The organism is Yeosuana marina (assembly GCF_011762485.1).
GTDB lineage: Bacteria > Bacteroidota > Bacteroidia > Flavobacteriales > Flavobacteriaceae > Yeosuana > Yeosuana marina.
Map to the genome: position 1 here is coordinate 93,867 of NZ_JAAKGI010000003.1, position 12,699 is coordinate 106,565.

The window sequence follows — 12,699 nt, forward strand, 5'->3', positions numbered from 1 at the left end:
TCCATTTGGATTACAATTCGCAATTGCATATATTCGTAATTAGTATTAATTTTGCGATTCTTCAAATAAAATATTGAAGCATTCGCTTTGAGTCTCGCACTAGAAAACTGGTAATTTTAAAGGAACGAGATGATAAGTAAGATGCTCACGTCTATGGGCGTGGGCTCACTTATTGTTCCTTGGTATACCAGTACCGCTAGTGCAGTAAGCTGAGTTCCGCGCCTTTTTTGTGTCTATACATTGAGGGTTCTACTTAGCATATTCTTAGCGTTGTTTTTTTGTTTTTTTATAGGCGTTGCAAACAGTGGTTTTAAACTAAAAACATGATGCAATACGGGTTTTGTATGATAAATCGAAATAGTTTGTTTCAGCATGGTACCATGTTGGAGCATACGGTGTTTGATATTCTGTTTAGTAAAAAACCCAAGAACCCTATATAATAGGCCTTTTGTTATGGGCTTACCTTGACCTTTGTTTCCGGATGTTGTTTTACTTCCTATTCCCATAACTGACGCATGATTCATTTTAATTGTATCCGGACAAATTTCCTTTAAAAGCCTAGTATCATAGTGCTTCCCGGACTTTCTATGCCCTATTTTAAATAGAGTTAATAGTTAAGGGCGTGGATAGATGATTTGAAAAACCAACTAAATAACACCTTTGCCTATGCCTTAAAAACAAATATAAATACTAAAAAAACCTCCTAAAACTTTTGCACAGTCTTGTAGGAGGTTCTAATAAACAAAAATATGTCTAATACTAATTCAAAATTATGAAAAATAATCCAATATATAGGGGTAGGATTGTCCTATTCTGTGTTATCCAAATCTTTAGTGTCTCATTATATGCCCATAGCTTAGCTAATATTGAGATGTTATATGCCAACACACATGTTGTTGGTTTAATGCAACAGTCCCAGATTCATGGGAAAATCACTGATAGTAATGGGGTGCCCCTAGCAGGAGTGTCCATTATAGTTAAAGGAACTCAGAGAGGAACGACCTCCGATTTTAATGGTGGGTATACTATAAATGTTAATAATAACCAGGTGTTGGTGTTCTCCTTTGTCGGTTTTAAAACTCAAGAAATTCCTATACATAGTCGTAATGAGTTAAATGTCATCATGGAACCAGAGGTCATGTCCTTGGATACCGTAGAGATCAACGCAGGATATTATAGGGTGAAAGACAGGGAACGTACAGGGAGTATTGCTAAGATAGAATCAAAAACTATTGAGAAACAACCCGTTAACAACCCATTGGCAGCGATGCAAGGACACCTGCCGGGAGTGAATGTTGTCCAAACTACAGGTGTGCCAGGTGGGGGTTATAACATTGAGATTAGAGGGAAGAATTTTATAAATAGTGGAACTGATCCGTTATACATCGTTGATGGGGTGCCTTTTGGATCTCAGTCCTTGGGGGCTGTCGATATATCAGTTGGAATTAATGGGGCTAACATTAGTCCGTTGAATGCCATTAATCCCAATGATATAAAGAGCATAGAAGTTCTTAAAGATGCTGATGCCACAGCAATATATGGTTCTAGAGCAGCCAATGGTGTAGTGCTAATTACGACTAAAAAAGGTGAAATAGGTAAAACTCAGTTTAAACTTAATATGAGTAGTTCTTTGGGACAGGTGTCTCACTTCTTAGACTTAATGAATACCGAGCAGTATTTAGAACTTAGGAGGGAAGGGATTGTTAATGACGGTTTTGGGGCATTTTTGGAAAATCCAGCGTTTGATTTTGTATGGCCAGATTTAAAAACGTGGGATCAAAACCGTTATACCGATTGGCAAAAAGAATTAATAGGAGGCACGGCCTATAGAAATAATGTCCAACTCTCAGTCTCTGGTGGAAGTGCTCAAACTCAATTTTTGATTAGTGGTGCGCATCAAAAAGAAACGACTGTATTTCCTGGTGATTCCAACTATAAGAAAACTTCATTTCATAATACTATCAGCCATCGCTCCGATGATGACCGTTTTAAAATAAATTTGTCCACTATTTATACTTTGGAGCATAACAAAATGCCCCGAACAGATTTAACAGGAAAGGCCTATGTCTTATTACCAAATGCACCTGCATTGTATGATGAAGAAGGACAATTAAATTGGGAAAACAACACCTTTGATAACCCATTAGCATCTTTACAAGAAGATTACAAAGTAAATATTAATACCCTTATTGCAAATGCAAGTTTGTCTTATGAATTACTAAACAATTTAGAACTAAAAACAAATTTGGGCTATAATAATTATAGATTGGAATCTTATAGAATATTACCAAGTACTGCAAGGAATCCAGAATTTGAGTTTACGCCTGAAAATTATTCATCCATAACCACTAACAATTCTAAAAGGTCCTCTTGGATTGCAGAACCACAAATTCATTTGGAACAACATTGGGGGGATATTAATTTGAGTGTATTAGTAGGTACCACATTTCAAAGTGAGTCTGCGGAACAATTAGTTATAAAAGGTACTGGGTTCCCAAACAATAACTTGATTTTAAACTTATCCGCAGCAAAAACTCTTGAGGTGAGACAAGATAGTGATAGTGACTATAATTACCATGCCGTTTTTGGTCGTATAAATTTAGATTGGAAAAATAAATTCTTTTTTAACCTGACAGGACGAAGAGATGGTTCGTCCCGTTTTGGTTCTGGTAGACAATTTGGGAATTTTGGAGCTTTAGGAGCTGCATGGCTTTTTTCAGAAGAGTCTTTTTTAAGTGATAATACCTTTTTAAGTTTTGGAAAATTAAGAGGTAGTTATGGTGCAACAGGAAGTGATAATATAGGTGATTATAAGTATTTGGATACTTATGGCATCACGGGTTTTGAATACAACGGAACCAATACTTTAGAACCTACTGGGATCTTCAACCCTTTATTTGGATGGGAAGTTAACAAAAAACTGGAACTGGCCTTAGAGCTTGGTTTTTTTAATGATAGAATTCAGATAAATACAGCTTGGTACCAAAATAGATCCTCAAACCAACTCATAGGTATTCCGTTGGCTAATACCACCGGTTTTACAGAACTCACTGGAAATTTTGATGCCACGGTTGAAAACACAGGTCTTGAGATTAATTTGCATACCAGCAACATTCAAACAGACCATATCCAATGGACGACTGCGTTTAATATAAGCTTACCCAAGAATAGATTAGTGAGTTTTCCAGATTTGGAAACATCAACATTTGCAAATACATACGTGATCGGACAACCTTTAACCATTGTGAAATTATATCACGCATTGGGAGTAGATCCAGACACAGGTATCTATCAATTTGAGGATTATAATGATGATGGTTCAATAAGTAGTCCGGAAGATAGACAGTGGATTGAAGATTTCTCTCCTGAACTTTTTGGAGGTTTGGGAAATACATTAAGCTATAAAAACTTGACATTAGATGTTTTCTTTCAATTTAAAAAGCAACGTGACTATAATAACTTAAGGGTGCAGGCAACTCCGGGCTATGGTAATAATGGACCAGTCTCACTATTGGATAGGTGGCGAGAAGTTGGGGATGCTTCATCGTTTATGCTAGCTTCTGGAGGTTTTAATGGTGGCTTAAGCACTAGTAGTAATAACCAGAGAAGAAGTAGTTCCGCAGTATCAGACGCGTCTTTCATACGTTTAAGGAATATTTCTTTAAGCTACAAGATCCCAAAGGAATTTAGCTATGGGATGGATTTAAATGTGTATTTACAAGGTCAAAATCTATTCACAATTACTGGCTATGATGGTCCAGATCCCGAACAGTCGTCACAAACTATTTTGCCTCCTTTACGCCAATTTACTTTAGGTGTTCAATTGGGCTTTTAACTTTAAAATATTTTATTATGAAAATTATAGAAAGCAACAAACAGATAAATATAGCAGAATGTTATTTCAATGGAAGCATCAGAAGACCGATAAAATACCTCCTGTATTTTATTTTAATCTTCTTTATGTCTTCATGTACTGATTTTATTGAAGTTGATCCACCAAAGAATGTTCTGATATCAAAGACGGTATTTGAAGATTCTTCAACAGTAGAATCTGCTTTAGCAAACATCTATTATAAGATGCGAGAACAAGGTATGATATCAGGGCGCTATGGATTAAGTTCGATGATGGGAATTTACAGTGATGAATTGAATTATTATGGTTTTGATACGAACTATATTGAAATATATACTCATCATGTTTCCCCTTCCAATGCTGTGGTATTGGCTTGGTGGAGCCATGCGTATAACCTCATATATGCTGCTAATGATATTATAAGTGGTGTTGAGACTTCTGTAAATTTATCTCAAAAACAAAAGGAAGAATTTAAAGGACAGGCATTATTTGTCCGAGGATATATGCACAGTTTGCTGGTCAATTTGTTTGGAAGCATCCCCTATATTACTACTACCAATTATGTAGAGAATAACAAGGTTACGCGCATTCCTGTAAATAAGGTATATGAGAATATAATATCAGATCTTGAGGCCGCGGCTACGTTTATGGGGACTTCAGATGATACTGGAGAACATGTCGTTGTCAATGCATCAGTAGCCAAGGCCTTATTGGCGCGTACCTATCTATATACAGAACAATGGGAATTGGCAGAAGCTATGGCTGATGATTTGATAACTAACTATAGTTTGGAACTAGATATAAACTCTGTATTCCTCAAAGAGTCCTCAGAAACGATATGGCAATTTAAACCTAATGGGGTGTCTTATGCGAATACTTATGAAGCTAATCAGTTTGTTATTAGATTTATTCCAGGTCAAACCTATGCTTTAAGTGATTCTATGATAGGTGCTTTTGAGTCTGGAGATCTAAGGCTTTCTTATTGGACTGGTAGTGCGACGAGTAATGACGGGTTGACGACTTTGTATTATCCTTACAAATATAAAGCACTTTTAAGTGAAACAGACTCGTTGGAATATTCTATCATTTTTCGATTGACTGAACAGTATTTAATCCGAGCTGAGTCAAGAACACATTTAGGAAATATTATTGGAGCTCAGGAAGATTTAAATATGATAAGAAATCGTGCAGGATTAGACAATACTGAGGCAAATAACAAAAATAATTTATTAGATGCTATTTTACACGAACGCCAAGTAGAATTTTTTACTGAGCATGGCCATCGATGGTTTGATCTTAAGCGAATGGGAGTTGCAAATGAGATATTAAGTCCCATTAAACCAAACTGGAAGGACTCTAATTTTTTATTACCAATCCCGGAAACGGAATTAGAGATAAATCCTAATTTGAAACCTCAAAATTCTGGTTATTAAAAGAATTCATAAAGTTAAAGAACAAACAAAAATAACTATTCAGTGTTCAGAATATATTCAATTATGAGAGTTTCTATTATAATATTTTTTTTATTCTTCCAACTATTTGGTTTTAGCAAAAGCCATTTCAAAGCAGTGCCCTCTAAAATAGAAGAAGAAACAATTAAAACGGTATGTCAGGATAGGTTTTTATCTATAGAGTTGATAAATGGTAAAGTGTATATTAATGTTTCAGAAATATTTTTAGGCAAAGACATGCTATTTGTTAATCACAGAGATGGTTATAAGCACTATTACAAACATGTTAAATGGACAAAGTTTAAAGATCAAATTATCTTAGAATCCCCTAGAGTAGTATCTCAAACAGGTGTTATTATACCAATAAATAAGGATGCATCAATTCTTAAGAATACCATTGGTGTTTTTCCAATCATTAAAAATAAAAGTAGTTCAGACAGATTTTATATAGATATTACAAATTTGGTGTTGAGTAATTCAGTTGACTGGGATTCAGATTTCAAGGAAACTATTGTTGCTGATCTATCTTACATATATGATGTTGAGCAGCTTGAAAATGAAGTCATTATAAAAACTAATCATGTTATAGCTGAGAAAAGTGGGAAAAAAACGCTATCTGTGGACTTTAGCTTTTTTTTGTTGCCTAAACCTATGCAACCTCGTTTATTTGATTATCGAATGGGTTTTTTTTGTGAAGATTTAGTGAGTTTTATTAATCATACCAACGAAAGTGCAGTGGCAAGTATTACAAGGTGGCGCCTAGAAAAAAAATATAAAAACAAGACACTTAGCGTTCCCGTTAAACCTATAACTTTTATGTTGGCTCCGGATATACCAAAAAAATGGAGGCCTTATGTTAAGGCTGGTATAATGGAATGGTTACAGGCTTTTGAAGCTGCAGGATTTAAAAATGCACTGGAAGTAAAAGAAGTGTCTGAGAAGGATCAAGAAAAAATAAGGAATAGTGTTAATTACTCCATCATACGATGGGGTACTAGAAGGCATGTTCGAGGATATGAAGATGGTACAGGCTCTACGGTATCTCAAATTGTAGATTTAAGATCAGGTGAAATTTTAAAATCTGATATTATAATTACGTCCTCTTATCAACATCTTTCAGACGATTATTTTATTAGATGTGCGCCTATGGACAAACGGGCTCAGCAATATCCTTTTCCAGATGATTTAATGGGGGAACTCATTCAATTCGTCGTGGCTCATGAGGCTGGTCATGCATTCGGTATCAAGGACGCCAATTATGGCGAATATGCTTATTCTTTTGAGAAAATGCGTGATAAAAAATGGCTTCAAACCATGGGTCATACCCCAAGTGTTATGACCTATGCAAGGCATAATTATATCGTTCAACCAAAAGATAGCATTGATCCTTCTTTGCTAATTCAAAAGGTTGGACCAACAGATATTTACAATATTAAATGGGCTTATACTCCATTTATAAGTCATGAAGAAGAAAACTTGGAACGTATTGTTAGGCTCCAAGATTCTATACCTTGGTTTAGATACATTAATAAAAGATATGAAATTATTGGACCGGGTATGACCGACGAAGTAGTAGATAATGACGATCCTATAAAAACTACAGAAATGGGATTGAAAAATATGGAGCGTGTTCTTAAGTTATTGCCAATTGTAAATTATGATAAAAAAGACTATACAGTGATGGAAAGGCTTTATGGAAAAACCATGGAGCTTTGGTATGAAGAAATGAGTCAGGTTATGTCTTTGATTGCAGGTTATACTGTTCAATATAAATCTGGCAGTCAACAAGGAAAAATGTATAAGCCTATACCGTATGATATTCAGAAGGATGCTATGGACTTTATATTTTTGCATGCCTTTAATCCACCCACATGGTTAACGCATCCTGAATATTTAACCAATATAAAATACTCAACATTTCCAGATAAATTAACAGAGTTACAATTAAAACTATTGCTTAAGTTACTATTACCACAGCGAATGAAGCGACTAGAGTATATGGAAAAGTCTGAGGCTTTTAAGGGGATATCCGAGCTTTTTTTATCAAAATTTCAGAAGGAGTTGTTCAAGGACCTAAATCAAGATACATTTTTTGTAGATGCTAGAAAAAGGGAACTGCAGAGCTTATATGTTGATCAACTTTGTAAAAACATTGAGCAGAAAAGAACCAATCTTTTGGCTGATAAAAATTTTATGACCTATACTAATTATTCCAAAAGCCTCTTTTTAAATCAATTAATACAACTAAAGGATTTGGTTTCTGGTAGCATGGACAAAGATATGAATGAGATATACAGGGGACATCTAAAACTAATCCTGAGACAAATGGAAAAATTTTAATACAGAAGTATGCTAGTTTCGTAAGTTTAATAAGTTATTGTATGTTGCAATACTTATTTTTTTGAGTTAGTCAAAAAAAGGTGTCTATTAATAGACACCTTTTTATTTAATTAGTTAGAATAATTATTCTCTTTCCCATAAAGGTTGGGTCATAGCTCGATCAGCATAGACGTCATGTCCATTATACTTACAAGTAACTTCTCCAGTTGTTGGACAATCTACACCTCCTGGCACTTCCTGTATTCCAGGGATAAATGGATCATCATAGTAACCAGTTTGGCTAGAATTAGTGGCTTCTGTTGCAAACGATAAGCTTATGGCTAATAAAATAGCAAAAGCTGGTAACATGATTTTAAAAACTTTAGATTTCATAATGTGTGTTTTAAAAAATTAATGACCTACTCTTTTTCAGGTTTTCGGTCTTCCCCTGGCACTACGTAGTATTATTTTTGAATTTGAATATGTTGTTGTTTATGGGTTGCGATAATCCCTATTAGGGCAAGTACTATAAATACCATGTTGAAAATGACATGATCTTTCCATCCTAGGGATGACAACACCCCACCACAAGAGCATGGAATGGAATCACTAAAATTGAGAACGAACACGATATAAATGGTAAAGAGGACCATAAGTGAAAAGCTTGCGTAAAAGGCTTTTAAGGTATAGATTTTAAATGCCAACAGTCCAGCTAGGATGTACTCAATCGTAGGGGTACCCCAAGAAATCCAATGGGCATAATTAGAAATATAAGGTGATCTGGTGAGTTGTGTTGTAAAATGATTAAAATCAATGAGCTTACTAGTCGCGGCATATACAAATAAAATGACATAAAGCAAGCTTATGGTTTTTGTTAGTATTTGATATACTGTTGTTGAATCTTTCATATCATTTGATTTGATATGGTGAAATTCAACAATAAATTTTATTTGTAAAGGATAAGTTTTTGTGTGTTAGGGATTTATTAAAAAGAGCTATTATTAATTACCGTTTTTTTCTAAATATTTTTTTCTTAGAATTTTGGGACTAAATCCAAATCTATCCTTGAAGGTTTTAGAGAAATGAGGAAAACTTTTGAACCCTATTGTATGAGCAATTTGTTTAAGAGGCATATCGGTATACTGTATTAACAGTTGGGACTTCTTTAAACGCTCTTCTAATAAAAAGCGATAGACACTTGTTCCATAAAGTTCCTTGAACCCATACTTTAATTTAAATTCATTGGTACCTAATTGGAGCGCAAATTCTTTGAGTGAAGGAAGTTTTTTATCCAAATTGTTAATTATAAAATCATGTCCTTCCCTGAGTTTTTTAATATCATCAAAACTTAATCTAAGTTTTTGTTTTAAAGGTGTAATTGGTGTTTTATTAGATTGCTTGCTGTTATCCATGAATTGGATGACACGTTGTTTTAAATCGGATTCCAACTCAAACTGACTTTTGGAATGATGGATGACAGTGATCAGGATGTTTCTTTCTTTAGTTGTCTTATTTTGGAATGTTGTCAAATAACAGGGATTTGGAATCAATAGGTTTTCTTTGGTTTTAAACGTTAAAACTAAGGAGGTATCAGAAACAATGTTTTGGTTTTTTAGTTGTGTCTTCCACGCCTTCTTCCAGGTGGTTTGGGAACTTTCTGTTAAAAGAGACTCAAATGGAATTCCAATGATATCATCATATTCAATGGTTAATAGGGTACAAGCATGCTTATTTACCATGTTAATGATGCCTTCCGAATCTAGTATAAAACTCATTTGAACTATGTGCTTGATAGTATCATTTGTATTTGCGAATCCTTGATGAATCATGACTTCTTGAATCTCTTCGGCCAACATATTTAGGGTAACACTTAATGCTTCTAGACTATCTTTGTTCATGGATCGTTCCAACCGGTAAAAAAAGTTACCATTGGCCATTTCCAATAACATGTGATTAATTTGATGTATTCTTTCTTTTTTTCTTTTCGCCATAATAAATTAATAGATGGTTTATTTTATTAATATGTCATGAGAGAAATTATTGGAACTGAGAGAGTGTTATAAATTATAGTTCCTTAGGGTTCAGATTCTGCAAATCCATTTAAAAAAACCAGAGCATCCTCAATATGCTCAAAAGATTGGGTTGGTATGATGGGTTTTCTAGTTTGTAGATAGAATTTGGACAACATTTCAGAAACAGGATCCTTTATAATAAAAGCAACTGCTTTAACTAAAACAGATCCTTCAATAGACAAATAATCCCTAGCTGATTTATTGATTTCCTTAATACCCCGAATATCGCATAATATGGGAAAGGATTGACCTTCATGTAAAATGAGCCGATCTTTTACAATACGGACGGCTGCCTCTAAATCGATACTAGTACCATCCTTGTAGGTGATAAATAGAATGCGATCTAAATAGCGGTATTCAGCATAGTCATTTTCAAAAAAGGTGAGCATAATTCTTAGAAAACTGGTTATTTTCAGTATAAACTTACAAAAATTATTAATTAAATATTTAACCGTTAATCGATTAAACATTTAAATATGTTTTGTTTTATTTATCTACAAAGGATAAAAAATTATCTGTAAGGGATTATGTTAAAATAGAATTGCTCAAATTTAAATAAATGCCACTAAATTTTATGTCTATAAATATAAATGATATGGCAAAAATCAAACACAACAATTTTTTGAACACTGTTAATGAGGTGTTTACAGATGCGCAACAACAAGGCGTATTACACTTATATGCAGAAGGAGATCAATTTTCAGGAAGAACTATAGGGATTAATAATAAGCAATTATATCATTTTGGGACAACAGGCTATTTAGGGTTAGAACAAGATCCTAGATTAAAGGAAGCTGCGATAGAGGCTATCAGAAAGTATGGCACACAATTTCCTTTATCTAAATCCTATATTTCCAATCCGCTTTATCGACAATTGGAGGAGCTGATCGCAGAGATGTACCAAAATCCCATTATCATTACAAAGAACAGTACGTTGGGCCATTTAGGAGTCATTCCAAGCGCAGTGGATGACCAAGATGCTATTATTTTAGATCATCAAGTCCATTGGAGTGTACAAAGTGCTGCCAAAGTTCTAAAGAGCAGAAGTGTTCCTATTGATATGATTCGTCATAATGATTTGAATATGCTAGAGGATAAAATAAAAGCATTGACCTCTAAGAGACAACGAATTTGGTATATGGCAGACGGGATTTATTCCATGTATGGCGATTTCGCCCCTATTCAGGACTTGAAAGCCCTGTGTTTAAAATATCCTCAATTACATCTTTACATGGATGATGTACACGGAATGAGTTGGATCGGTAAACACGGAACGGGGTATGTGCTTAGTGAACTCAAGGAACTTTCTGAGAATATGTTACTGTTTGGAACTTTGAGTAAAACCTTTGGTGCAAGTGGTGCAGTTTTGGTCTGTTCAAATGCAAAGCTTCATCATAAGATAAAAACCTTTGGAGGCCCATTGACCTTTTCAGCACAATTGGAACCTGCGTCCGTGGCAGCAGCCACAGCATCTGCTAAGATTCATTTGACACCTGAGATCTATAAGCTTCAAAACGATTTGAGGAAACGCATTCAGTATTTTAATGCCCTCTTAAAGCAAACGGAATTACCACTTGTTGACACCAACGACTCGCCAGTATTCTATATAGGAACAGGAATGCCAAAAACAGGCTATAACTTTGTCAACCGAATGATGAGTGAAGGGTTTTATGTCAATCTAGGCCTATTCCCAGCCGTCCCTGTAAAAAACACTGGGGTAAGAATTACCATTTCACGGCATAATCAAAAACAGGAAATTAAAGAATTGGTGGAAGCAATGACCCATCATTTTCCAAAGGCACTGGAAGATAGCAATACGAATATAAGGCGAGTTTTTCAGGCGTTTAAAATGAAGGATATATCTATAGAGGAAGGGACATCACATCATGACCTCAGGGTACAGTTAGAGGATTCTATCTTAAACATTGATAAATCCTTATGGAATAGTCTGGTTGGTAAACATGGGGTTTGTGACTGGGAAGGGCTTAAATTTTTAGAAGAAACTTTTAGTAATAATGAGTTAAGGGAACATAACTGGAAGTTTTGGTATTTGATTATATGTGATCAGAAACAAACTCCCATTTTATCAACATTTTTAACATTGGGATTATGGAAAGATGATATGTTAGCCAATGTGAAAGCTTCCCAAGCCATTGAAAAGGAGCGACAATTAAATCCCTATTATTTGACGTCTAAGGTATTAAGTTTGGGATCTCTTTTTACAGAAGGGGATCATTTGTATGTAGATCAAACACATCCTTTAAAGCAACAGGCTTTGAATATTATGATGCAAACTATGGAAGCCCTAGAGAAGCGATTTAAAGCAAAAATGATCGTTCTTAGAGATTTTCTTGATCATGAGCCTGCACACTCCTTTTTTCAAGGACAAGGTTTTATAAGAGTACAAATGCCTGATTCAAGTAAAATTAAATTAGACGGGTATCATGATATAGACACGTATGTATCAAGCCTATCTTCAAGAAACAGGCGACATTTAAGAAAGGAAGTATGGGCTATTGAGCCCCTCTTAAAGATAGACGTATTGCAATCGTTCAGTACCGGTCAATTAAAACAAGTTCAAGCGTTATATGACCAAGTTCGTCAAAATAATTTGGGACTGAATACATTTTCCTTTCCTGACGCATTGTTTGAGAACATATCAAAGCATCCCAACTGGGAGTTCATCGTGATTAGCCAGAAGGATTGCCCTGAAAAGATGATCGGAGTCATGCTTTGCTACAATAATGAAAAACATACCTATGTGCCTTCATTTGTAGGAATGGATTATGAGTACCTAAAAGAGTTCCACATCTACCGTCAATTGTTATTTCAAACCATTAAACGAGCCATTGATTTGAAATTCAAAGAAATCGATTTGGGAATGACCGCCGCTTTTGAGAAAAGAAAACTAGGAGCGATTGTTGAGAAAAAGTTCGGTTATATACAAACTTCGGATAATTACACCATGGAACTAATGGGATTGTTGGAAGAAAGCTAGTCTTGC

Annotated in this window: 9 protein-coding genes; 4 read left to right on the forward strand and 5 right to left on the reverse strand. The window is 34.8% G+C overall.

Annotated features, from left to right (window positions below; all coding sequences use genetic code 11):
• Positions 1-233: 233 nt before the first annotated feature.
• Complete coding sequence (locus G5V56_RS05055; protein ID WP_166962483.1) at positions 234-524, reverse strand: hypothetical protein; 291 nt, start codon at positions 522-524, stop codon at positions 234-236.
• A gap of 248 nt (positions 525-772) precedes the next feature.
• Here G5V56_RS05055 and G5V56_RS05060 point away from each other — a divergent pair, with 248 nt between their 5' ends.
• From G5V56_RS05060 to G5V56_RS05070, 3 genes are all read left to right on the forward strand, one after another.
• Positions 773-3,835, forward strand: a complete 3,063-nt coding sequence (locus G5V56_RS05060) for a SusC/RagA family TonB-linked outer membrane protein (RefSeq protein ID WP_166962487.1) — start codon at positions 773-775, stop codon at positions 3,833-3,835.
• Between the two features lie 17 nt (positions 3,836-3,852).
• Entirely contained in the window at positions 3,853-5,286 is a 1,434-nt protein-coding gene (locus tag G5V56_RS05065; RefSeq protein ID WP_166962491.1) for a RagB/SusD family nutrient uptake outer membrane protein, read from the forward strand.
• A gap of 135 nt (positions 5,287-5,421) precedes the next feature.
• Complete coding sequence (locus G5V56_RS05070) at positions 5,422-7,644, forward strand: zinc-dependent metalloprotease (RefSeq protein WP_166962494.1); 2,223 nt, start codon at positions 5,422-5,424, stop codon at positions 7,642-7,644.
• A 123-nt stretch (positions 7,645-7,767) separates the two neighbouring features.
• Here the strand turns inward: G5V56_RS05070 and G5V56_RS05075 are convergent, their stop codons facing one another.
• The 4 genes from G5V56_RS05075 to G5V56_RS05090 form a co-directional block, all read right to left on the reverse strand.
• Positions 7,768-8,016, reverse strand: coding sequence for a DUF6520 family protein (locus G5V56_RS05075; protein WP_166962497.1), 249 nt, complete (start codon positions 8,014-8,016; stop codon positions 7,768-7,770).
• 71 nt (positions 8,017-8,087) lie between these two features.
• Complete coding sequence (locus tag G5V56_RS05080; RefSeq protein ID WP_166962499.1) at positions 8,088-8,531, reverse strand: MauE/DoxX family redox-associated membrane protein; 444 nt, start codon at positions 8,529-8,531, stop codon at positions 8,088-8,090.
• 93 nt (positions 8,532-8,624) lie between these two features.
• Positions 8,625-9,614, reverse strand: coding sequence for a helix-turn-helix domain-containing protein (locus G5V56_RS05085; RefSeq protein ID WP_166962502.1), 990 nt, complete (start codon positions 9,612-9,614; stop codon positions 8,625-8,627).
• A gap of 83 nt (positions 9,615-9,697) precedes the next feature.
• Positions 9,698-10,084, reverse strand: a complete 387-nt coding sequence (locus G5V56_RS05090) for a DUF7793 family protein (protein ID WP_166962505.1) — start codon at positions 10,082-10,084, stop codon at positions 9,698-9,700.
• 206 nt (positions 10,085-10,290) lie between these two features.
• Between G5V56_RS05090 and G5V56_RS05095 the strand changes: the two genes are divergently transcribed.
• Positions 10,291-12,693: an aminotransferase class I/II-fold pyridoxal phosphate-dependent enzyme gene (locus G5V56_RS05095; RefSeq protein WP_166962508.1), complete on the forward strand. Its 2,403-nt coding sequence runs from the start codon at positions 10,291-10,293 to the stop codon at positions 12,691-12,693.
• Positions 12,694-12,699 lie beyond the last annotated feature (6 nt).